This is a genomic window from Sinimarinibacterium arenosum (assembly GCF_005047655.1).
GTDB lineage: Bacteria > Pseudomonadota > Gammaproteobacteria > Nevskiales > Nevskiaceae > Solimonas.
This window is the reverse complement of sequence record NZ_SUKF01000010.1, coordinates 41,757-64,119: the sequence shown is the minus strand read 5'-3', so window position 1 is coordinate 64,119 and position 22,363 is coordinate 41,757. Positions and strand designations below refer to the sequence as shown.

Sequence of the window (22,363 nt, the reverse complement as noted above, 5' to 3'; positions counted from 1 at the left end):
GGTTTGCTGAATCCAATGAGCGAATTCGTCCGTATACCCCGACTCAGCCAGTGAAAAGCGGCGTGGCCGCGGGGAGAGATTCATGCAACAACTCAGTTTGAGTGTGTCAACCGCGTTGGTCCTTGCGCTTAGCGCCGGCCTTGCGCACGCGTCGAGTCATCGTGAAGCCCCATTCATCACCACGGCGCCGAAAGTCGATGGCACCGATTTCTACATGTTTCGCAGTTACGAAAGCGGCAAGTCCGATACGGTGACCCTGATCGCCAACTATCTGCCGCTGCAGGATGCCTACGGTGGTCCGAATTACTTCTCGCTGGATCCGAACGCGCTGTACGAGATTCTGATCGACAACAGCGGCGATGGTGTCGAGGACGTCACCTTCCAGTTTCGCTTCAACACGGTCACACGCGGGCTCGCCGTGATGGCGGGTGACAAGCTGGTCCCGGTGCCGCTGGCCAATATCGGCGTCATCAGCGCAGCGGACAATTCGGCGCAGAACGTGCTCGAGAGCTACACCGTCGATGTGGTCTACGGCGACCGCCGTACCGGCATGCGAATGCCGGTCAGCGACAAGATGGACGGTACGCGCAGTCTGTCCAAGCCCATCGACAACATCGGCAACAAGTCGATTGCCGACTATCCCGCCTACGCATCCAGCTTTGTGCACACCGTCTCGATTCCGAACTGCGGTGATGCGCGCGTGTTCGTCGGTCAGCGGCGCGAAGGTTTTGTCGTGAACCTGGGGGAGACCTTCGATCTGGTCAACATCGCAGCCCCGGTCGAGGAACTGGGGGGCGGTGAAGTGGCGCGCAGTGCCGAGCAGAACACCATTGCCGACAAGAACGTCACCTCGCTGGCGCTGGAGGTGCCGATCAGCTGTCTGACGCGGGATGATAACAGTCCGATTATCGGTGGGTGGACTACGGCCAGTCTGCGTCAGGCGCGTGTCGTCAATCCGATGCCGCAGCGTCGAACGCAGGATGCCCCTGCCACCAATACTGGCGCAGTGCTCGAGGGCGGCGCCTGGACCCAGGTGTCGCGTCTGGGCTCGCCGCTGGTCAACGAAGTGGTGATCGGTCTGCCCGACAAGGATCTGTTCAATGCGACCGAACCCAAGGATGACGCTGCACGCTTTGCAGACTACGTGTTCAATCCGACACTGCCGGAGCTGCTCGAAATCCTGTTCGGCGGCGCGGGAGTGAAGGCGCCGGACGTTTTTCCGCGTACGGACCTGATCGCGGTGTTTCTGACCGGCGTCGACGGCTTGACCAAGACTGATGATTCCAACTCAGTGCCCTCGGAGATGCTGCGTCTGAATACCTCGATCGCACCGACGACGGTGGAGAATCAGCAGGATCTCGGTGTGCTCGCCGGGGACCTGGCCGGGTTCCCCAATGGACGTCGACCGATCGACGATGTCGTGGACATTGCGCTGCGCGCAGCGATGGGTGTGCTGATTCCTGCGGACGTCGATCCGGATTCCGCGGCCTCACGCCAGCTCAAGTACACCGACGGCGCGCGGCCGAATCCGGACGACTATCTGACGGCATTTCCGTACTTGAACAATCCGCTGCCCGGCTCGCCGAGCACGCAGCCTGTCGCCAGCCGGAGCTAGGTCATGCCGGAACCAAAGAGCTGGATCAGCGCTGCGGCGGTATCGGTTTGCGTGTTGCTGCTGTCGGCCTGCGGCAATGACGACAACGGTTCCGGAGGCGGCAATACGCCGCCTCCGTCATCCTCGACGACTGCGGCTGTTGCGGGACTGGCGCAGTCGAGTCCTGAGGACGCCGAGCCGTTTCCGATCAACGACGGGGCATTTGCGTTCAACGACACCGACGACACCACCGATCCGCTGCCGGTGTCGCGCTAAAGCATGCCGAGTAACCGTTCCAGGTACCCCCGCCGTGCGCGGGGGTTTTTGTTGCTCGGCGTCGCGTCGATACTGAATGCGGCGGTGGTCGCCGCGGCACCGTACCGACCGCAGGACGACGCCATGATTCTGGCGTCACTTCCGGCGTCGGTTCCCCGCGTGCCGGGCGGAACCGACCGGGCCCTGCCGCCGGCGACGGCGGCGGAGGTTGCCCGCATTCTGATCGAACGATTCCGCGCCAGCGGAGATCCCCGCGAGCTGGGGCATGCGCAGGCAGTGTTGGGGCCGTGGTGGCGCATCGAGGATGCGCCGGACGACATTCTGCTGATACGTGCGACGCTGCAGCAGTCGCAACACGCGTTCGACGCGGCGCTGGCCGATCTCGATCGATTGCTGCGCCGCCGCCCGGATCATGCCCAGGCGTGGCTGACCCGGGCCACCGTCCTGCGCGTGCGGGGCGAGTTCGAACCCGCGGCGGACGCCTGCGCGAAGCTGGAAGGCCTGGGCACGCCGTTTGTCGCGGAGTTGTGTTCGGCATCGGTGCAGGCGCTGTCAGGCGGCTTGAGTGCGGCGCGGGTGCGGATGGACCGGCTCGCGCAGCAGCGTGTGCGGCAGCCCCAGGCCATCGACGCCTGGTTCGCTGCCGAGCAGCTGGAGATGAGTGTGCGCGCCGGCGATGTCGAGTCGGCGATCGCGCAGGCGGCGGATGCATTGTCCCGGCATCCGAACGATCTCGGCCTGCAGGCCGCACAGGCTGATCGGTTGCTGGATCGGGGAGATCCGCAGGCGGTGATCGAGATGATTCCTGCGGAGACCCCGGTGGATGCATTGCGGCTGCGCCTGGCTCTGGCGTTCCATCAGGCCGGCGATGCGCGCTTTGCCCAGCTGGATGCCTTGATCATGGACGGCTTTGCCGCTGCGCATCGGCGTGGTGATGTTCCGCATCTGCGCGAGGAGGCGCGCTACCGTCTCGACACCGGGCGCGATCCGCAGGCCGCGTTGGCTCTTGCGCAGCGCAACTGGGAGATCCAGCGTGAGCCCTGGGATCTGCGCATCCTGCTGGAGGCCGCGATCGCCGCGGCGCGCGCGGATGTTGAAACGGCCGCGTGGCAGTGGGCAGATCGCAACGGCGTGGTGGACGCCCGCCTGCCTGCGCGCAGGCCAGGCTGATGCTGTTCCGGAGATTCAGCTGGATTAAGTCGCTGGCCGCGCTGATTCTGGCCTGCATCGCAGGCCCCGCCGATGCGCACCGGCCGAGCGATGCATTTCTGGACCTGTCAGTCCAGGCGGACCATGTTGAAGGGCATTGGGAAATCGCCCTGCGTGATCTGGCGTCACTGGTCGTGCTGGACCGCGATGGTGACCACGCGCTGAGCTGGGGCGAACTTCGCGCGGCGCAGCCGGCGCTGGCCAGGCGACTGCTTGCTGCACTCAGCGTGACCGCTGGCGGGCAGGTCTGTGACCTCGAGGTGACCGATCTGCAGATCAACGACCGACTGGATGGACGCTACGCCTGGTTTGGTCTCCGCGCGCAGTGTTCGGTCACGGTGACTGCATTGCGTCTCGACTATGCGTTGCTGTTCGATCCGGATCCGACGCACCGTGGCATCGTCGTGCTGCATGCAGGCGACGCGGTCCATGCCGCAGTGCTGTCGCCGCAGCATCCGAGTCTGGACGTCATGCTGGAAACACCGTCGCGGTGGCGCAGCTTCGTTGATTTTCTGTACGAAGGTGTGTGGCACATCTGGATCGGCTACGACCACATCCTGTTCCTGATCGCACTGTTGCTGCCCGCGGTCTGGCGCCGGCAGCAGGGGCACTGGATTGCGGTCGAGCGTCTGGCCCCCGCGTTGCGAGAGGTGGCGATGGTGGTATCGGCCTTTACCGTGGCGCATTCGATCACCTTGTCGCTGGCGGCGCTGGAATGGGTGAATCTTCCGGGGCGGTGGGTTGAGCTGGCGATCGCTGCGTCGGTGCTGCTGGCCGCGCTGAACAATCTCACCGCACTGATCGGCAACGGCCGCTGGATGCTGGCCTTCGCCTTCGGGCTGATTCACGGTTTCGGTTTTGCCGGTGTGCTGGGCGAACTCGGCCTGCCACAGTCCGGGCGCGTGCTGGCATTGCTGGCCTTCAATCTCGGGGTCGAGCTGGGGCAGCTGAGCATTGTCGTGTCGCTGGTCCCGATCATGTTCCGTCTGCGTGCGACGCGGTTCTATCGGGACGGGATATTTACCCTCGGATCAATTGCGGTGGCAGCCGTCGCCTGTGTATGGATGGTGCAGCGGGCAACCGGAGCGGCGTAGCGGTCGAGCCGTGGCGGTCCGCAGCGGGAGCGTGCTCGCTACAATGGCCGCTCAGCCCAGCGGACCGCGTTCATGCCTTTGTTCGAGCATCCGGAATTCGACCACCACGAGACCGTGAGCTATTGCCATGACGCAGCCAGCGGTCTGCGTGGAATCATTGCCGTGCACAGCACGCATCTCGGCGCCGGGCTCGGTGGCTGCCGCATGTGGCCGTACCGGAGTGAGGATGAAGCGCTGACGGATGTGCTGCGACTGTCGCGCGGCATGACCTACAAGGCGGCGCTGGCCGGGTTGCCGCAGGGGGGCGGCAAGAGCGTCATCATCGGTGATCCGCGCAAGGACAAGACGCCCGAGTTGATCCGGGCGATGGCGCGCGCGATCGAGCGGCTCAACGGCGCCTATGTGGTCGCCGAGGATTCCGGAACCAGCGTCGCCGACATGCGCGTCATGGCCGAAGTCACCCGGCATGTGGGCGGGCTGGCCGATGCGGCGGCGCAGGCGGCCGGACGCACCGGCGATCCATCGCCGGCAACGGCGCTGGGCGTTTTCATCGGAATCCAGGCGGCGGTACGCCACCAGTTCGGGCGTGACGACCTGAAGGGTCTGCGCGTTGCGGTGCAGGGGCTGGGCAATGTCGGTTATCGGCTGTGCCGGCATCTGCACGAGGCGGGCGCGCAGCTGTGGGTGACCGACCTGTACCTGCCGGCCGTCGAGCGGTGTGTGAACGAGTTCGGTGCCACCGCCGTGGCGATGGACCAGATCGCACTTCTGGATGTCGACGTTTACGCGCCGTGCGCGCTCGGCGCCGTGCTCGACGATGCGACGATCCCAGCGATCAGGGCGCGCGTCGTCGCCGGCGCGGCGAACAATCAGCTCGCGTTGCCGCGACACGATCACGCGCTGCGCGAGCGCGGCATTCTCTATGCGCCGGATTACTGCATCAATGCCGGCGGCATCATCGATATCTACTACGAAGGGCCGGATTACGATCCTGCTGCGGTCGATGCGCATCTGCGACGTATCGGCACCACCTTGAGCGAGATCTTCTCGACCGCTGACGCTGAGAACCGGCCAACCGGAGAGATCGCAGATCGCATGGCCGAAGCGCGGTTTCGTCCGCAATGAGTGCCCTTACCGACGCGCTGGTGGAACCGATCGCGCTTCAGCTGGAGCAACACGGGCAGACTCTGGCGGTCGCTGAATCCTGCACTGGTGGAATGATCGCCGCGGCATTGACCGATCGTGCAGGTTCATCGATGTGGTTCGACCGCGGCTATGTGACGTATTCGAATGCGGCCAAGCAGGATCTGCTGGGCGTGCCGGAGGCAGTCATCGCCATCCATGGCGCGGTCAGTCAGGCCACTGCGCTGGCGATGGCCGGGGGGGTCCTGGTCCGCGCACCGGTGCACTGGGCAATCGCGGTGACCGGCATCGCCGGCCCGGGTGGTGGTTCGGAGGACAAGCCAGTCGGGACGGTCTGGATTGCCTGGGCTGAGCGTGGCGGCCGCACTGTCGCGCAGCAGTTTGCGTTTGACGGGGATCGAGCGGCGATCCGCGCACAGAGTGTCGCTGCGGCGCTGGGTGGATTGCTGCAGCGTCTGAACGGAGACGGCGAATCATCCTGAGCTGGTCGACATGCATCTGAATCGCCTGTTCTTCGCATTGTGGCCTGACGATGCGGTACGTTCCGCAGCCGCCGACGTGGCGCGTGGCGTGCGCATTCGGATGTCGCCGGGCGGGCATCCGACTCCGGTGGAGCAGTATCACGTGACGGTGCTGTTTCTGGGCAGCGCCCTGAGCGACGCGCAGGAAGCCGCCGCGCGGCAGGCGGCAAGCCGGATCAAGGTGCCGCCGTTCGAGTGGGTGCTGGACCACGCAGGCAGTTTTCGCGCCGGTCGCCGGGTGCCTTGGTGGCTCGGTGCGCATGCAGAACCTCCGGAGCTGCGACTGCTGCATGAGCGCTTGCGGCAGGCGATGCAGGCTGTTGGCATCAGCCTTGAGCGGGGCCGTTTCGTGCCGCATCTGACGATCCAGCGCGGCGCAGAGCAATTGCTGCCCAAGACCGCCATCGCGCCGATCCGCTGGAAAGCCGACGAGTTCGTGCTGGTGCGCAGCCACCTTGATCGCGAGCCCGGCGGCTACGAGATCATCGCGCGCTGGGCTCTGGACGGAGCGCCCGACGCCGAGCGCGAGCCGCCGGATCAGCTGTCGCTGTGGTGAGCCGCAGGTCAGGCCGGCAGGCCGTTACGGTAACGTCCTGCCGGCTTGCTTGTGGGCGCCAGCGGCGCCGCTCTACGGGCGTCGCTGGGATTCGAAAAATGCCCAGATTGCCTGGTCACCGTTAAAGTCTTGGGCGACTCGGCCGAGGTTGAATGGCGAAATCGTTGGTGACCATTGTGGCCACGTATGGCCACCGCCTTCGACGGTATAGAGCGCGGTGTCACCGGTACAGCCGACCCCATGGGAGATGACCGTGCGGGTGCCGTCATCGGCGACGTCCGGAACGTCCTCAAGGTCCACTGCCGACGGATCGCAACCGTTGATTTGCGCCCAGAATCGGAAGGTGTCCTGCGCCGACAGCAGGCCCAGGCGTGCGTCGTACCAGACATACGGGTCGCTGGTGCCGAGGACCAGCATCATCGGCATGGTCTGCGCGGGCGCACAGGCGCGGGACTGCGAGGTGCGCATCGATGCAGCGACCGAGGCCACAGCCGCGATCAGCTCGGGGCGCTCGCAGGCCAGACGGGTTGCCATGAAGCCGCCATTGGACATGCCGGCAACGTAGATGCGGGTGGGATCAATCGGATAGCGCGCGGTTGCGGTTTCGATGACCTTGGCCAGGTAGCCCACGTCGTCGGCGCCGGTGGCCGATTCCGGATCGTCGTTCCAGCGGTGGTTCTGACCCTCGGGGACGATAGCCCAGGCGCCGGTGGCGGCGACCAGATCGCCGATGCGGGTGGCGTTGGCAATGTCCTCGGACGTGCCGGTGGCATAGTGCAGCAGAATGATGGCCGGGACCGGCTCCACCGGATCGGCCAGCGGGCGGATATAGAGCGCACGACGGCCGACACCCTCGTGTTCGACAGCTTCTTCAAACGAAATCGTGCCATCGGTTGGAAACAAGTAGCTGTGCTGCAGCCGCGCAAGGCCGATCTCCAGCTGCTCCTGGGCGTTCTGCCAACCCTCGGTCAGGTTCGTCTGCAAAGTTTGCAGCGAGTTCTGCAGGTTGCCCTGCAGGGTCTGCAGTGAACTCTGCAGGTTGTTCTGCAGCGTTTGCAGGGAATCGGCAAGGCTCGCAGAGGCGTTGCCCGAGAACAGGCCAAGACAGATGGTCACAGAAATAAGAAAGTGACGGCGCACGAAAACCCCCAATGAGTGCAACGGCTCCGGCCATTATGTACCTGAACTGATGTAGGAATGTTCCGTAACAGGTTGATTTCCATTGATTCGATGCGGATGTCCCGGCGGGGCAGGTGCTGGGCGGAGGTCTGTGGGAGAATGCGCGTCTCAGAGAGCACCCATCGGCCGCTGCGGGATCACACGAGACCAAAACGGGAGGGCTTCGCCAGCCGATCGGGTCTCCGCCGCAGGCTCAGGTAATGAGACAGCGGCCGGGCATACTGATGTCGACCCCCTTTTCAACAGATCGAAACGCTATGGACGAAAACCGCAAGAAAGCTCTGGAAGCCGCGCTGAGCCAGATCGAACGTCAGTTCGGCAAGGGCGCCATCATGAAGATGTCGCCGGACGGCTTCGTGCCGGACGTCGAAGTCATTTCCACCGGTTCGCTGAATCTGGATTCCGCGCTGGGCATCGGCGGTTTGCCACGCGGTCGCGTGGTCGAGATCTACGGCCCGGAATCGTCGGGTAAGACCACGTTGACGTTGCACGTGATTGCCGAGTGTCAGAAGGCGGGCGGCGTTGCCGCATTCATCGACGCCGAGCACGCGCTGGACGTCAAGTACGCCGCCAAGCTCGGCGTCAAGGTTGAAGACCTGGTGATCTCGCAGCCGGACACCGGCGAGCAGGCGCTGGAAATCTGCGACATGCTGGTGCGCTCCAACAGCGTGGATATCGTTGTCATCGACTCGGTCGCGGCGCTGGTGCCGAAGGCCGAAATCGAAGGTGAGATGGGCGATTCCAGCGTTGGCGTTCAGGCGCGACTGATGTCGCAAGCGCTGCGCAAACTGACCGGCAACATCTCGCGCTCCAAGTGCATGGTGGTCTTCATCAACCAGATCCGCATGAAGATCGGCGTGATGTACGGTTCGCCCGAAACCACCACCGGTGGCAATGCGCTCAAGTTCTATGCTTCGGTGCGTCTGGATATCCGCCGCACCGGTGCGATCAAGAAGGGCGACGAGGTCATCGGCAACGAAACCCGCGTCAAGGTCGTCAAGAACAAGATGGCACCGCCATTCCGTGAGGCGCATTTCGAGATTCTGTACAACGAAGGCATCTCCAAGCTCGGTGAGTTGATCGATCTGGGTGTGCAGAACGGACTGGTCGACAAATCCGGGTCGTGGTTCGCGTACAAGGGCGACAAGATCGGCCAGGGCAAGGAGAACGCACGCAACTTCCTGCGTGAGAATCCGGAGATCGCGGCAGAGCTGGAACTGGCAATCCGAGCCAAGTTGCTGCCGCCGAGCAGCGCAGCCCCGGCCGCGGATGCCGCCGCGGAAAAGTAAGGAGCTGACCGAGCAGGGCGCCCGCGACGCGGCGTTGCGGGCGCTAGCACGGCGCGAGCACAGCGCGGCTGAACTGGCCTACAAGCTCAAGCAGCGGGGTCATGCAGACGATGTTGCACAGTCCGTGGTCGACGCAGTCGGCGAGGCGGGTTGGCAATCCGATGCGCGCTACGCGGAAATGTTGGTGCGCAATCGGATCGAGCAGGGCTACGGTCCGCTGCGGATCCGTGCCGAGCTGCAGGCCGCGGGCGTTGCCGACACTGTGGCACGCGAGGCACTGGACGCTGCGGATATCGACTGGTGTGAACGCGTGCGCGCAGTGCATCAGCGCCGCTTCAGCGGGCCGGCGTCCAGCGCCAAGCAGTGGCAGCAGCAGTATCGGTTTCTCGCCGGGCGCGGATTTGCGTCCGAGCATATCCGTATGGTCCTGAAGGGCCTTTCCGACTTCGATTGAACCGGCAGGGCCGACCGCCACCGTCGATGCGCCGGAAATACGCGAGTTCATGATATTGAGATCGAATATCATTCATATTACTATTTGTATGGGGCGCCGCCCGGCTGCCGGATATCCCGCAGGCCGTATTGCTGGGTTTTCGGAGTGCGTGCGTGGCGGCCAGAACATCAGGACCCATCGATCGGGGCCGGCCATCCATGTGCAGGCCGCCCTGCCACGGAGAAGAGCCTTGAATTTACTGACGCGCGGCGCGGCCGCAATTTACTCTGCGGGTTTGCTGGCGCTGGCATCGACCGCGCCGGCATCGGCCCAGTCCCAACCGCCGAGCAATGCGGAGCTGTTCGAGATCATCCAGGCCTTGCAGGCGGAGGTGAAATCCCTGCGCGAGCAGCTCGCGGAGGAGCGCGAGGATCGTGCGGACGCACCGCAGGTTGGCGCGCTGAAACAGCAGGTTGACGCTCAGCAGGCTAGGATCGATGCCCTGGCGGATGTTGCGCAGGGGGGCGGAAACGGTCCCTCGGCAGTGCATTTCGGCGGCTATGGCGAGCTGCACTACAACCAGTTGCGTGCGGACGATGCGGCCAACGATCTGGACATGATCGATCTGCATCGATTCGTGCTGTACACCGGCTACGACTTCTCCGATCGCGTCCGCTTCGTATCCGAGCTGGAGGTCGAGCACTCGATTGCCGGCGACGGGCAGGATGGGGAAGTCGAAGTCGAGCAGGCCTACGTGGAGTTCGACGTCAACACCTCGCTGTCGGCCCGCGGCGGACTCATGCTGATTCCCGTCGGCATCCTCAACGAGACGCACGAGCCGACGACGTTCTACGGCGTCGAGCGCAATGACGTCGAGAGCATCATCATTCCCAGCACCTGGTGGGCCGGCGGCGCCGGCGCGACCTATCGGTTTGCCCAAGGTCTGCAGTGGGATGTCATGATCCACGAGGGGCTGGCAATTCCGACCGACGGCAGCAGCGCGTTCCGGGTGCGTTCCGGGCGTCAGAAGACCTCCGAGGCCGATGCTTCGGATCTCGCGTACACCACGCGCCTGCGCTATACCGGGGTCCCCGGACTGGAGCTGGCGGGTACGCTGCAATGGCAATCCGATGCCAGCCAGGCCGACGGCGACGGTCTGGACGAAGCCCTGCTGTACACCGCGCACGCGATCTGGACGCGGGGTGCATTCGGGTTGCGGGCACTGTATGCCGGCTGGGATCTGTCGGGTGACGCGGCTGAGCTGGCCGATGCCGATCGCCAGAGTGGCTGGTACGTCGAGCCGAGTTATCGGATTGCCGAGCCTTTCGGACTCTATGTGCGCTATGAGGAAGTCGATGGCGTGCGGGCGCAGGACCAGTTTTCGCAGTGGGAAGGTGGATTCAACTACTATCCCCATCCGCAGGTCGTGCTGAAGGCGGACTACCGTGTCCGCGAGCATGACCTGTCGTCCGAGAATGGACGCGATTTCGACGGATTCGACCTGGGTCTTGGCTACAACTTCTAATTCACGTCTGAACAAGCGATCCCGTGCCGTGATCGCGGTCGGCCTGCTGCTGGCCGCGATCACCACCGCGGTGGCCGCGGTCGATGCGGAAGGATCGGTGTTCCTGACGCCGGAGGCATTTGTCGCCTCGGCTTTCGACGGATCCTCGCCGGAACCGCAGCTTCTGTGGTTGACCGGCGAGCTGCGCGATCAGGTTGCCGACGTGCTGGGCCATCCGCCCGGAGTCGTGCGTTTGCGGTATTGGCAGTCTGCTGCGCGCAGTGCCTGGATTCTCGAGGAAATCGGCAAGGAGCGCCCAATCACTGTCGGCATTGTCGTGGATCAGGGCCGGATTCAGGCGCTGCGCATTCTGATCTATCGGGAAAGCCGCGGATGGGAAGTGCGCAACGACTTTTTCACCCGACGCTTCTCTGGCGCCATTCTCGATGCCGATGATCAACTGGATCGGCGGATCGACAACATCGCGGGTGCGACCCTGTCGGTCAACGCGGTGCGCAAGCTTGCGCGCGTTGCGCTGATGCTCGACCGGCATTTGCGAAGCGAATGACCCATAGCGTCCGCATTCGCATGCGGCGCTGGCATCGCAGCGCCGGCGCCCTGGCAGCGATCGGCGTGCTGTTGCTGGTGGTGACCGGCATGCTGCTGAACCATGCGCCGTCGCTGGGACTTGACCAGCGTCCGGTCCGGGCGGATTGGGTGCTGGATCGCTATGGCATCCAGATCGCGGCGCCGATGGGGTACTTTGTCGCGCCGTTCTGGATCAGCGTCAGCGGCGGCCAGCTCTATGTCGATGCCAATGCGGCGGGGACGCTCGATCGTTTGCGGGGTGCCGTGACGCTCGAGGGCATGATCTTCGCCGGCGGCGGTGACGCGCTGGTGGTTCTCGACGGTGCGGGGCATCGGATCGATCAGCTGGATCGGGCTTCCCTACCGGGCGCAATCGATGCGATCGCGGCAAGCGCAGATCGCGTGCTGATCGAGACCGGGGAGCTGTGGCATGCCAGTGACAGCAGTCTGCTGGCCTGGACCCCGAGTGCAGCGCCGGATGCCGTGACCGGTGCCCGCCCGCTGCCGGTGTCGCTGGCCCGGGCTGTCGTCGCGGATGCGCGCAGCCGTCAGCTCAATTGGGAGCGCGTGCTGCTCGACCTGCACAGCGGGCGGCTGCTGGGTGCCTGGGGGCCCTGGGTGGTCGATGTGTTCGCGCTGCTGTTCGCGCTGCTGGCGGTCAGCGGATTCTGGTTGTGGCTGAGGAGCCGGCACCGTCCGCGCGCGTGAGCGCGTCAGCTGGCTGCTGTCACCTGTTTCAGTCGGTGCGGCATCGGCGTGACGGTGACCCGACCCTGATCGCGCATTCCGGGTCGCGTTCGCGGGCGCTGCAGGGTAGGGTGGGCGTGGCCGGAAGGCTCCGTCAGCGCCAGTGCGCACACGCCGCGTGTGGCGGCAACATCGGGGCTTGGCTACCATAACGCCCCTTTTTGTTTCGAATCCGGTCTTTACCGCCGCATTCCCGAACGCTGCCTTTCCGAACTGTTATTCCCATGAACAGCAACGAGCTTCGTGCCCGCTTTCTGGAGTACTTCCGTCAGCAGGCTCACACCGTCGTCGCGTCGAGCCCGCTGGTTCCGGGTAACGACCCGACCCTGCTGTTCACCAATGCCGGAATGGTGCAGTTCAAGGACGTCTTCACCGGGCAGGACACGCGGCCGTACACGCGCGCCGTCAGCAGCCAGAAGTGCGTGCGCGCAGGCGGCAAGCACAACGATCTGGAGAATGTCGGCTATACCGCGCGGCATCACACCTTCTTCGAGATGCTCGGCAATTTCAGCTTCGGCGATTACTTCAAGCTGGAAGCGATCCGTTTTGCCTGGGAGTTCATCACCGGCAAGGACTGGTTGGCGATCGACCCGGCACGCCTGCTGGTCACGGTGTACCAGGAAGACGACGAAGCCTTCGAGATCTGGAACAAAGAGATTGGCGTGCCGGCGGACCGCATCATCCGCATTGGAGACAACAAGGGCGCGCGCTACGCCTCCGACAATTTCTGGAGCATGGGCGACACCGGCCCCTGCGGCCCGTGCACCGAGATCTTCTACGACCATGATCCGGATGGCAGCAAGGGCATCTGGGGCGGGCCGCCGGGCTCGGCCGAAGAGGACGGTGATCGCTGGATCGAGATCTGGAACATCGTGTTCATGCAGTTCGACCGCGCGGCCGATGGCACGATGTCACCGCTGCCGGCGCCCAGCGTCGATACCGGCATGGGTCTGGAGCGCATCAGCGCGCTGATGCAGGGCACGCACGACAACTACCAGATCGACGTATTCCGGCACTTGATCGAGGCCGTGGCGAAACTGGCCGGGGCAGAGCCCTATTCGAGCCCGTCGCAGAAGGTCATCGCCGACCATATCCGCGCCACGGCATTCCTGATGGCTGACGGCGTCCTGCCGTCCAACGAAGGTCGCGGCTACGTGCTGCGCCGGATCATGCGCCGCGCGATCCGTCACGGTTACAAGCTTGGCGTGACTGACGCGTTCTTCCATGCGCTGGTGAAGCCGCTGGTCGAGATCATGGGCGAAGCCTATCCGCAGCTGGTTGAGCAGCAGGCGCAGATCGAAAAGGCGATCCGTGCCGAAGAGGACAGCTTCGCGGTGACCCTGGACAAGGGCATGAAGTTGCTCGACGAGGCGATTGCCGGCATTGCCGACAAGACCATCCCCGGCGAGGTCGTGTTCAAGCTGTATGACACCTACGGGTTCCCGCTGGACCTGACGGCCGATATCGCGCGCGAGCGTGAGTTGAGCCTGGATATGGACGGCTATGAGCGCGAGATGGAAGCGCAGCGCACGCGTGCCCGCGCTGCCAGCAGTTTCAAGACCGGCCAGAGTCTGAGTTACACCGGGGCCGATACACGCTTTACCGGATACGACGCGTTGCAGGGCGAGGCGACCGTCGTCGCGCTGTACCGCGACGGCGCGTCGGTTGACGCGCTCAACGCCGGCGAATCGGGTGTCGTCGTGCTGGATGCCACGCCGTTCTATGCCGAGTCTGGTGGTCAGGTCGGTGATCGTGGCGTGCTGTCCGCGGCGACGATGCGTTTCGATGTCGCGGACACGCAGAAGATCAAGGGCTCGGTGTTCGGTCATCACGGCGGCCTGGCATCAGGCACGCTGAGGGTCGGCGATTCCGTCAAGGCCGAGGTCACCGAAAGCTTGCGCCGCGCAACCATGCGCAATCACTCGGCCACGCACCTGTTGCATCGCGTCTTGCGCGACGTGCTTGGTGCGCACGTGGCGCAGAAGGGGTCGCTGGTGGATGCCCAGCGCACGCGTTTCGATTTTTCGCACAACCAGCCGATCACGGCTGAGGAACTGGCCGAGATCGAACGTCGTGTGAACACGGCGGTGCTGGCGAATGTGCCGGTCGAAACCGCCCTGATGAGCTACGACGACGCGATCAAGGCTGGCGCGATGGCGCTGTTCGGTGAAAAGTACGGTGACGAAGTACGCGTGCTGACAATGGGCGGCTATTCGACCGAACTCTGTGGTGGCACGCATGTCGCGCGCACAGGCGATATTGGCCTGTTCAAGATTGTGTCGGAAGGCGGCGTTGCCGCCGGCGTGCGTCGCGTCGAGGCGATCACCGGAGACAATGCGCTGAACTATCTGCGCGAGCTGGAACAGCGTCTGCGCCACGCGGCGGAGTTGTTGCGCGCGTCTCCGGACGAACTGGTGTCCAAGATCGAGCAGCTGCAGGATCGCAGCAAGCAGCTGGACAAGGAACTGGCGGCGCTCAAATCCAAGCTGGCGTCCAGCGCCGGCGGTGATCTGGTGGGGCAGGCGCGCGACATCAGCGGGACCAAGGTGCTGTCGGCCAGCGTCGAAGGAGTCGACGGCGGCGGTCTGCGCGATCTGATGGATCAGCTGAAGGACAAGCTCGGCTCTGGCGTGATCCTGCTCGGCGCAGCCAATGGCGACAAGGTCAGTCTGATCGCCGGGGTGACCAAGGATCTGACCGGCAAGGTCAAGGCCGGCGAGTTGGTCAATTTTGTCGCTGGTCAGGTTGGTGGCAAGGGTGGTGGTCGACCGGACATGGCGCAGGCCGGCGGCACGCTGCCAGCGGCACTGCCGGCGGCAATCGACAGCGTCTACGGCTGGGTCGAGCAGAAGCTTCAATAACGGCATTCGGTTTCCAGTTGCCGGGCCACCGTTTCAGTTCACCGAAACGGGAATGCGCTCCAGGGACTGGAAACACCTCACTGGAAACTGCTTTTCAAATGGCACTCATCGTTCAGAAATATGGCGGCACCTCAATGGGCTCGGTCGAGCGCATCGAGCATGTCGCGCGCAAGGTCGCCTCGTGGCATGGACAGGGGCATCAGGTCGTGGTGGTGGTGTCGGCGATGTCCGGCGAAACCGACCGCCTGCTGAAGCTGGCGAAGTCGATCGATCCGCGAGGATCGCAGCGTGAGTTCGACCAGATCGCCGCCACTGGTGAGCAGGTCACGATCGGGCTGCTGGCGCTGGCGCTCGGGAAGGTCGGCGTTTCGGCGCGCTCGTACACGGGCTGGCAGGTTCCGATTCGCACGGATGGCTCGCACATGAAAGCGCGCATCCAGGAAATCGATGCAGAACGCCTGCGCAGCGATTGCGAGGCCGGCATCGTACCAGTGGTTGCCGGCTTCCAGGGTATCTGCGACGACAACAGCGTCACCACACTGGGACGTGGTGGTTCGGATACGACCGGTGTGGCACTGGCTGCGGCGCTGAAGGCGGACGAGTGCCAGATCTACACCGACGTCGACGGCGTCTATACCACTGATCCGCGGGTTGAACCGAAGGCGCGGCGCCTGGATCACATCACCTTCGAGGAAATGCTCGAGCTGGCAAGTCTCGGCTCCAAGGTGCTGCAGATCCGTTCGGTCGAATTCGCAGGTAAATACAAGGTTCCGCTGCGTGTGCTGTCCACCTTCGTGGATGGCCCAGGCACTCTGATTACGCTTGAGGACAACAAGATGGAAGAGCCCCTGATCTCTGGCATCGCATTCAACCGCGACGAGGCCCAGATCACCATGAGCGGCGTGCCGGACCGCCCGGGTATTGCCGCGGCCATTCTTGGCCCGGTGGGCGAGGCCAACATCGAAGTCGACATGATCGTTCAGAACGTCGGCGGCGACGGCGCCACCGATTTCACCTTCACCGTGCATCGCAATGACTACGAGCGCACGCTGGAAGTGATGAGCCGACTAGGGGCCGAGCTAGGCGCCAAGGGCGTCGCCAGCGCCACGGACATCGTCAAGGTGTCGCTGGTCGGTGTCGGCATGCGTAGCCACGCCGGTATTGCGTCGAAGATGTTCAAGGCGCTCGCCGCGGCCGGCATCAACATCCGGATGATTTCGACCTCCGAGATCAAGATCTCGGTGGTGATCGAGGAAATGTATCTGGAGCTGGCCGTGCGGACCTTGCACAAGGCCTTCGGACTGGAGACGGCGCCGGCCGCCTGAGTCACTTATCCACAGGCGGTGGGCCATCGCTCAGGATTGGACCCACCGTCGCATTCTCTGACACTGCACCCATGCAGTCATGGAGGATGGTGGAATGTTGATACTGACACGGCGCGTCGGTGAGACCCTGATGATCGGCGATCAGGTGGAAGTGACGGTGCTTGGCATCAAAGGCAATCAGGTGCGCATTGGCGTCAAAGCGCCCCGTGACATCAGCGTGCATCGCGAGGAAGTTTTCGAACGATTGCACCATGACGATGTTGAAAACCTGTCGAAAGCGGCCGCCTGACAAATTCGCTGCAACTTTCTCTTTACCTTCACTAGCGAGGCCGCTAGAATCGCGGCCCCTGTAGCGTTGTTTGCAGGGAATGCGCGCCCGTAGCTCAGCTGGATAGAGCACCAGGCTACGAACTTGGGGGTCGGAGGTTCGAATCCTTCCGGGCGCACCATTATTTAAATGGACTGTGCTGTCGATCGTGTAAATCAGATCGACAGAAGTGCTTCGATAAGTCGGTTGTGACTGACAGATCGAAGCCAACCGGGGCCACGTTGCGATGCTCCGGTCATTCGAAAGATTGATCGAGGTGTGTGCAGGGTGAGAGCCCTGGCTGATCGTCCCGGAGAGATGGCCGAGTGGACGAAGGCGCTCCCCTGCTAAGGGAGTATACGGCTTATACCCGTATCGAGGGTTCGAATCCCTCTCTCTCCGCCAATTCAAACAGAAAGCCCCCGCGCGGGGCTTTTTGTTTGGCCGGGGTTCGGCGTTTTAACCTTCGATACCGTATTTGGGGCGCGACTGCGCGCAGCAGCCCTCATCGCAAACCATGACGCCTCAGAATGGCTGTATGGAGAGCGCGGCAACCTGTTTCACGTCATCCCGATCTTGGTGCGGAGCCAGTGGTGGCGATGGACTGCGATGTCAGCGATCGCAGTGTCTGCACGCTGCGTGACCCTGAGGAATGCGTCGCGCGGTCTCCGCTCATCCGTCCCGCCTGTTCGGTGGGGAGTGCATCGCAAGGCCGGTGTTGCCTTGGCCTTGTCAGGCCGGCGTGCGGCCGATGTCGCGATGGATGCGGCAGCAACAAAAAAGGCCCCTTGCACAAGGGGCCTTTTTTGCGAGAACGGACCTTATGCCAGCTTCTTGTGCCGTGCGCGGCGATTGACGCCGGGCTCGCTGCCGGTGCGGCGGCGGAAGTCTTCCTCGTAGTCCTGGTAGTTGCCTTCGTGCCAGACCACGTCGCCGGAATCCTCGAAAGCGAGGATGTGCGTGGCGACGCGATCGAGGAACCAACGGTCATGCGAGATCACCATCACGCAGCCCGGGAAGTCGAGCACGGCTTCTTCCAGCGCACGCAGGGTTTCGACATCCAGGTCGTTGGTCGGCTCGTCGAGCAGCAGGACGTTGCCGCCGCTGAGCAGCAACTTGGCCAGATGCACGCGGTTGCGTTCGCCGCCGGACAGCTCCCTGATGCGCTTGCTCTGTGCTTCGCCCTTGAAATTGAAGCGGCCGATGTACGCGCGGGAAGGCATTTCAAAGTTTCCGACGCGCAGGATGTCCTGGCCGCCGGCGATTTCCTGGAAGACAGTCTTCTCGCCATCCAGTGCGTCGCGTGACTGGTCGACGTGGGCGAACTTCACCGTATCGCCGATCTTGATCGTGCCGCCGTCCGGTTTTTCGTCTCCGGTGAGCATGCGGAACAGGGTGGTCTTACCCATGCCGTTGGCACCGATGATGCCGACGATGGCCCCGCGCGGCACCGAGAAGTTGACGCCCTCATACAGCACGCGATCGCCGAACTGCTTCTTGAGGTTGTTGACCTCGATGACGACGTCACCCAGGCGCGGGCCCGGCGGGATGTACAGTTCCTTCGTTTCGGAGCGCTTCTGGAACTCGGCGGAAGCAAGCTCTTCGAACGCTTTGACGCGGGCCTTGGATTTGGCCTGGCGTCCCTTCGGATTCTTGCGCACCCACTCCAGTTCTTCCTTCATCGCGCGGGTGTGCGCGTCTTCGGACTTCTGTTCCTGTTCGAGGCGCTTTTCCTTCTGCTCCAGCCAGGTCGAATAGTTGCCCTGCCAGGGAATGCCGTGACCGCGATCCAGCTCCAGAATCCAGCCGGCAACGTTGTCGAGGAAGTAGCGGTCGTGCGTGACTGCGATGATGGTGCCGGGGAAATCCTTGAGGAACTTCTCCAGCCATGCGACTGACTCGGCGTCCAGATGGTTGGTGGGCTCGTCGAGCAGAATCATGTCGGGCTTGGACAGCAGTAGCCGGCATAGCGCCACGCGGCGGCGTTCACCGCCCGAGAGCTTGGTGACGTCGGCATCCCACGGCGGCAGGTTCAGTGCCTCGGCGGCCTTGTCCATGATGACGTCGAGGTTGTGGCCATCGCCCGCGGCCAGAATCGCCTCCAGCTCCTGCTGGCGCGCCGAAAGCTTGTCGAAATCCGCGTCCGGTTCTGCGTAGGCGGCGTAGACCTGATCCAGCTCGGCCTGGGCGTTCTTGATGACCGACAGCGCCTCTTCAACATTCTCGCGGACGGTCTTTTTCGGGTCGAGCTGCGGTTCCTGCGGCAGGTAGCCGACCTTGAGTCCCGGCATGGGCCGCGCTTCGCCGTGAAAGTCCTTGTCGACGCCGGCCATGATGCGCAACAGCGTGGACTTGCCCGCGCCGTTATAGCCGAGCACACCGATCTTGGCGCCGGGAAAGAACGACAGCGAGATGTCGCGGAGGATTTCCTTCTTCGGCGGGACGGTCTTGCCGACCCGGTTCATGGTGTAGACGTACTGGGACATATGCGTTCTGGATGAGTTCTGGAATTTCCGGGGCGCTGATTATCCAGTAGTGGCCGCGGGCCTGTCATGCGCCATCGGCGCGCCAATGGGTGGAATCCCCGTCGCGGCTCGCTGCGGGGTCGGCAACAATCAACGGGCCGCTCCTGATCGCGATGGGACTGGCGCCATAACTACCAGTGGGGCGGGGAAGCAAACATGGACCAGATCTCAGTCGAGCGGCGCACTGCTGCACGTCGTCGTGCCGTGTACTTGGGCAGCTCGATGCTTGTAGTGGTGGCCTGTGCCGCTGCGGCACACAAGTTCCAGATTCACAGTCCGCGGCAGGTCTACGATCTGGCGCGCTTTGCCGTGTCAGGCGAATGTCCTCCGGGCACGCGCCGCGTTGGCGGTGACGTTGAAACCAATGGCGAGCGTGAGGGCGCCGCCTGTTTGCGGGGCCGCGGATTCGAGCCGGCACACGAACGCGTCAGTCTTGAGCGCGAATTTTCGTTCCGCCGCGGCGTGCCCGCGCCGGGCGCGATGCAAGCGGCTGTGGCGCAAAAGGCCGTGTTGAGTTCCGAGAAAGCTCAGGTGGCGGGTGCGGGCGGCATCTGGGAGCCACATGGCGGCGGTCCGGTGATCGCCAACGATCCGCGTTATGGCGCGGTCAATGGCGAAGGCCTGGCCAAGGTTGCCGGGCGCATCGACACCTTCGACTTTGATCCGGTCGCACGACGTTTGTTCGCCAGCGTCGGCAACGGTGGCGTATGGATGAGCGAGGATCTCGCCCAGAACTGGGTCTCGATCGGCGACACGCTGCCGTCGCAGACCATCGGCGCGGTGGGCTGGTCGTCAGCCGGTGGCGGAACAGTCGTCGCGTTGGGCGGCGAGCCCAGCATGGGCGGTGGCACCTATGTCGGGCTCGGGGCTTTCTGGTCCAATAATCTCGGTCAGAGCTGGACGCTGGCCAGCGGGGTGCCGGACGGCATCATGGGATTCAAGGTCGCGGTCGATCATGCGGATCCGAACATCGTTTACCTCGGCACCAGCAAGGGTCTGTACCGCTCCACCGATGCCGGTCGCAGCTACAGCCTGATCAGTCTTCCGGTCGGCGGCGGCTGCGACGGGCGCTACGACGGCGAATGCCAGTTCGCCAATTTCGTCACAGACGTCATCGTCAAGGAGCCCGGCGGCGCTACCGACGAAGCCGGTGGCCAGGTGCTGGCGGCCGTGGGTTATCGAGCCGGCAACACCAAGCTGTATCCGGATGGCAAACCGCATTCGCCCGGCAACGGCCTGTACTTCTCGGCGACGGGCGCGGCCGGCACCTTTGCCAAACTCGACATTGCCGCGCCGGATTCGCTTCTGCCCAATGGATTTGCGGCGCAGGACCGCACCGGCCGCATCGCGCTGGGACCGGCCATCGGTGCAGAACAGGATCACAACATCGTCTACGCGATGGTCGAGGACGCCGTGCTGTTCAACGGCGGTTTTCCCTTGCTGGACCTGCCGGAAGCGCTGTACGACCCGACCGGTCTCGGCGGGCTGCTGAATTCGTCGCTGTTCAACGGGCTGTATGTGTCGCTGGACTTCGGCCAGTCGTGGACGCGCATGGCCGATACGCTGGAGATCATCGCGCCCGGCAGCGGCTCGGCGCTGCTGACGCAGAGCGCGCTCGGCTATGCGCCGGGCGTTCAGGCGTACTACAACCTGTGGGTCCATCCCGATCCAACGCGCACGCTGGATGGCGTGCCGACGCGCCTGGTGTTCGGGCTTGAGGAAGTCTGGATGAACCGGCTGACCGATGTGCCGCTCAATGGCACGCTGCAGGCCGGGCCCGGTGATTTCATGGTGATCGGTGACTACTTTGCCGGCGAGACCTGCGGGGCGCTAAGTCTCGGCTTGCCGGCTTGTCCGTTGAGCAACGAGCCTTTGCCGCATACGACCACGCATCCAGACCAGCACGCCGGGGTGTTCATCCTGGATACAGATGGCAGTGGTGGGGTCACGCTGATCGTCGGCAACGACGGCGGTGCATACGCGCAGCATGTCGACAGCAGCAACGATTTCGCCAACGACGGCTGGGGCGATGGCGCTAACGACGGCTTCAATACGACCCTGCCGTACGGCATCGCGGCGGCCAAGGACGGCGTGGTCTGGTTCGGCCTGCAAGACAATGGCTCGGGCAAAGTCGATACCGACGGCCAGTACTACATGACCTACGGCGGCGACGGCTTCTATGCGGCCGTCGATCCGGACAACAGCGATGTCGCTTACACCGAGTACACCTACGGCGACATCCGCGTGACGCAGGACGGCGGACAGAGCTGGTCCGGCATTGCGCCGTCGCTGACCGGTGCGATGTTCGGCACGGTGTTCGTGATGGACCCGCTGGACGCCAATCACCTGATGACCGGCGGACAGGAGATCGTGGAACGTCTGCAAGGCCCCGACGGTAGCTGGACCGAGGTATTCAATCTCGGCACGGCGGCCAGCGGCGCGACCAATGTGATGTCGACGCTGGATGTCCATGGCGACGCGGCCTATGTGGGCTTCTGCGGTGTGTGCGACATCCTCAATCACACCGACGAAGGGTTCCATAGCGGTATCGCGACCAACGTCGGCGGTGACGCCGCGCCGCAGAAGGGCAGCAGTCAGGGCTGGCACATCGCGACCGCGGCGGGATTGCCGAATCGCTACATCAGCGGCATCGATATCGACCCGCAGGATCCGAACACGGTTTACGTTGCACTGGCCGGCTATGCCAATCGCCAGTGGGTGGTCCCGGGCTCGTACCTGGACAGCAACGCCGACATCGGTAGCGGTCATGTCTACAAGTCCACCGATGCGGGCGAGACCTTCACCGACATTTCCGGGGAGCTGCCCGACGTGCCGTTCCAGGCGGTAACCGTCCGCAATGGCCAGGTCATCGTGGGAACTGACATCGGCGCGTTCATTTCCAGCGATACCGACGGCAGCCACTGGAGTGTGCTCGGTGCGGGGCTGCCGAGCACGCCGATTACGTGGCTGCAGCGCGGGCCGGGTGACGACACGCTGCTGTATGCCTCGGTGTACGGGCGCGGCGTCTACCGCTATCGCTTCGCTGATGCGGGAACGGATGTGGGGGGTGGAACCGGCGGCACCGACGCCGGTCGCTTTGGCAGTGGCGCCGCAGCGCCGGCCAGCTTGCTGCTGTTGCTGGCCATGGTGGCGTTGCGCATGCGGCGGCGGATCGCCAGCGGCTTGGCGCGCTGACCGGTTGCTGTTCGCGG

18 protein-coding genes and 2 tRNA genes are annotated in these 22,363 nt (G+C 63.9%); 18 read left to right on the top strand and 2 right to left on the bottom strand.

The window, feature by feature from the left end; translation table 11 throughout:
- Positions 1-82: 82 nt before the first annotated feature.
- From E4T66_RS18955 to thpR, 7 genes are all read left to right on the top strand, one after another.
- Entirely contained in the window at positions 83-1,615 is a 1,533-nt protein-coding gene (locus tag E4T66_RS18955) for a DUF4331 domain-containing protein (RefSeq protein ID WP_136851236.1), read from the top strand.
- 3 nt (positions 1,616-1,618) lie between these two features.
- Positions 1,619-1,870, top strand: coding sequence for a hypothetical protein (locus tag E4T66_RS18950; RefSeq protein WP_136851234.1), 252 nt, complete (start codon positions 1,619-1,621; stop codon positions 1,868-1,870).
- Positions 1,871-1,921: 51 nt separating this feature from the next.
- Positions 1,922-3,040 carry a tetratricopeptide repeat protein gene (locus E4T66_RS18945; RefSeq protein ID WP_136851232.1) on the top strand — a complete coding sequence of 373 codons (1,119 nt, stop codon included), beginning with the start codon at positions 1,922-1,924 and terminating at the stop codon, positions 3,038-3,040.
- A complete protein-coding gene (locus E4T66_RS18940; protein WP_136851230.1) occupies positions 3,040-4,173 on the top strand; it encodes a HupE/UreJ family protein in 1,134 nt (377 codons plus the stop codon). The genes E4T66_RS18945 and E4T66_RS18940 overlap by 1 nt, the downstream gene beginning before the upstream one ends.
- Positions 4,174-4,245: 72 nt before the next feature.
- Positions 4,246-5,298 (top strand): Glu/Leu/Phe/Val dehydrogenase dimerization domain-containing protein, encoded by a 1,053-nt coding sequence (locus tag E4T66_RS18935; protein WP_136851227.1) that lies wholly within the window; start codon positions 4,246-4,248, stop codon positions 5,296-5,298.
- A complete protein-coding gene (locus E4T66_RS18930) occupies positions 5,295-5,798 on the top strand; it encodes a CinA family protein (RefSeq protein ID WP_136851225.1) in 504 nt (167 codons plus the stop codon). Before E4T66_RS18935 ends, E4T66_RS18930 begins: the two co-directional genes overlap by 4 nt.
- Before the next feature lie 10 nt (positions 5,799-5,808).
- Entirely contained in the window at positions 5,809-6,393 is a 585-nt protein-coding gene (gene thpR / locus E4T66_RS18925; RefSeq protein WP_136851223.1) for an RNA 2',3'-cyclic phosphodiesterase, read from the top strand.
- 72 nt (positions 6,394-6,465) lie between these two features.
- Here thpR and E4T66_RS18920 read toward each other — a convergent pair whose 3' ends face one another.
- Positions 6,466-7,509 carry a CE1 family esterase gene (locus E4T66_RS18920; RefSeq protein ID WP_169577721.1) on the bottom strand — a complete coding sequence of 348 codons (1,044 nt, stop codon included), beginning with the start codon at positions 7,507-7,509 and terminating at the stop codon, positions 6,466-6,468.
- Between the two features lie 320 nt (positions 7,510-7,829).
- Here E4T66_RS18920 and recA point away from each other — a divergent pair, with 320 nt between their 5' ends.
- The 10 genes from recA to E4T66_RS18870 all read left to right on the top strand — a co-directional run bounded on the left by recA (position 7,830) and on the right by E4T66_RS18870 (position 17,031).
- Positions 7,830-8,861, top strand: coding sequence for a recombinase RecA (recA, locus tag E4T66_RS18915; RefSeq protein ID WP_136851219.1), 1,032 nt, complete (start codon positions 7,830-7,832; stop codon positions 8,859-8,861).
- A complete protein-coding gene (locus tag E4T66_RS18910) occupies positions 8,842-9,315 on the top strand; it encodes a regulatory protein RecX (protein ID WP_136851217.1) in 474 nt (157 codons plus the stop codon). The genes recA and E4T66_RS18910 overlap by 20 nt, the downstream gene beginning before the upstream one ends.
- Positions 9,316-9,544: 229 nt before the next feature.
- On the top strand, positions 9,545-10,819 hold the full coding sequence (locus E4T66_RS18905; protein ID WP_211243032.1) for a porin: 1,275 nt from the start codon (positions 9,545-9,547) through the stop codon (positions 10,817-10,819).
- A complete protein-coding gene (locus E4T66_RS18900; protein WP_169577720.1) occupies positions 10,803-11,366 on the top strand; it encodes an FMN-binding protein in 564 nt (187 codons plus the stop codon). The genes E4T66_RS18905 and E4T66_RS18900 overlap by 17 nt, the downstream gene beginning before the upstream one ends.
- The gene (locus tag E4T66_RS18895) at positions 11,363-12,094 is read left to right on the top strand and encodes a PepSY-associated TM helix domain-containing protein (RefSeq protein ID WP_136851211.1); all 732 of its coding nucleotides are present in this window, start codon (positions 11,363-11,365) and stop codon (positions 12,092-12,094) included. The genes E4T66_RS18900 and E4T66_RS18895 overlap by 4 nt, the downstream gene beginning before the upstream one ends.
- Before the next feature lie 263 nt (positions 12,095-12,357).
- The gene (alaS, locus tag E4T66_RS18890; RefSeq protein WP_136851209.1) at positions 12,358-14,994 is read left to right on the top strand and encodes an alanine--tRNA ligase; all 2,637 of its coding nucleotides are present in this window, start codon (positions 12,358-12,360) and stop codon (positions 14,992-14,994) included.
- A 98-nt stretch (positions 14,995-15,092) separates the two neighbouring features.
- Complete coding sequence (locus E4T66_RS18885) at positions 15,093-16,319, top strand: aspartate kinase (protein ID WP_136851207.1); 1,227 nt, start codon at positions 15,093-15,095, stop codon at positions 16,317-16,319.
- A gap of 94 nt (positions 16,320-16,413) precedes the next feature.
- A complete protein-coding gene (gene csrA, locus E4T66_RS18880; RefSeq protein WP_136851206.1) occupies positions 16,414-16,608 on the top strand; it encodes a carbon storage regulator CsrA in 195 nt (64 codons plus the stop codon).
- Positions 16,609-16,691: 83 nt separating this feature from the next.
- Positions 16,692-16,768 (top strand) — tRNA-Arg (locus E4T66_RS18875).
- 170 nt (positions 16,769-16,938) lie between these two features.
- A tRNA-Ser gene (locus tag E4T66_RS18870) sits at positions 16,939-17,031 on the top strand.
- A gap of 416 nt (positions 17,032-17,447) precedes the next feature.
- On the opposite strand, the gene ettA is transcribed toward E4T66_RS18870, so the two are convergent.
- Entirely contained in the window at positions 17,448-19,112 is a 1,665-nt protein-coding gene (gene ettA, locus E4T66_RS18865) for an energy-dependent translational throttle protein EttA (RefSeq protein WP_136851204.1), read from the bottom strand.
- Between the two features lie 195 nt (positions 19,113-19,307).
- On the opposite strand from ettA, the gene E4T66_RS18860 reads away from it, so the two are divergent.
- Positions 19,308-22,346 (top strand): WD40/YVTN/BNR-like repeat-containing protein, encoded by a 3,039-nt coding sequence (locus E4T66_RS18860; protein WP_136851202.1) that lies wholly within the window; start codon positions 19,308-19,310, stop codon positions 22,344-22,346.
- Positions 22,347-22,363 lie beyond the last annotated feature (17 nt).

Coding starts and splice junctions, on each gene's coding strand:
- E4T66_RS18885 (WP_136851207.1), top strand. CDS start 15,093: ATGGCACTCATCGTTCAGAAATATGGCGGCACCTCAATGGGCTCGGTC.
- recA (WP_136851219.1), top strand. CDS start 7,830: ATGGACGAAAACCGCAAGAAAGCTCTGGAAGCCGCGCTGAGCCAGATC.
- thpR (WP_136851223.1), top strand. CDS start 5,809: ATGCATCTGAATCGCCTGTTCTTCGCATTGTGGCCTGACGATGCGGTA.
- E4T66_RS18895 (WP_136851211.1), top strand. CDS start 11,363: ATGACCCATAGCGTCCGCATTCGCATGCGGCGCTGGCATCGCAGCGCC.
- E4T66_RS18935 (WP_136851227.1), top strand. CDS start 4,246: ATGCCTTTGTTCGAGCATCCGGAATTCGACCACCACGAGACCGTGAGC.
- E4T66_RS18910 (WP_136851217.1), top strand. CDS start 8,842: ATGCCGCCGCGGAAAAGTAAGGAGCTGACCGAGCAGGGCGCCCGCGAC.
- E4T66_RS18940 (WP_136851230.1), top strand. CDS start 3,040: ATGCTGTTCCGGAGATTCAGCTGGATTAAGTCGCTGGCCGCGCTGATT.
- ettA (WP_136851204.1), bottom strand. CDS start 19,112: ATGTCCCAGTACGTCTACACCATGAACCGGGTCGGCAAGACCGTCCCG.
- E4T66_RS18955 (WP_136851236.1), top strand. CDS start 83: ATGCAACAACTCAGTTTGAGTGTGTCAACCGCGTTGGTCCTTGCGCTT.
- csrA (WP_136851206.1), top strand. CDS start 16,414: ATGTTGATACTGACACGGCGCGTCGGTGAGACCCTGATGATCGGCGAT.
- E4T66_RS18860 (WP_136851202.1), top strand. CDS start 19,308: ATGGACCAGATCTCAGTCGAGCGGCGCACTGCTGCACGTCGTCGTGCC.
- E4T66_RS18930 (WP_136851225.1), top strand. CDS start 5,295: ATGAGTGCCCTTACCGACGCGCTGGTGGAACCGATCGCGCTTCAGCTG.
- alaS (WP_136851209.1), top strand. CDS start 12,358: ATGAACAGCAACGAGCTTCGTGCCCGCTTTCTGGAGTACTTCCGTCAG.
- E4T66_RS18950 (WP_136851234.1), top strand. CDS start 1,619: ATGCCGGAACCAAAGAGCTGGATCAGCGCTGCGGCGGTATCGGTTTGC.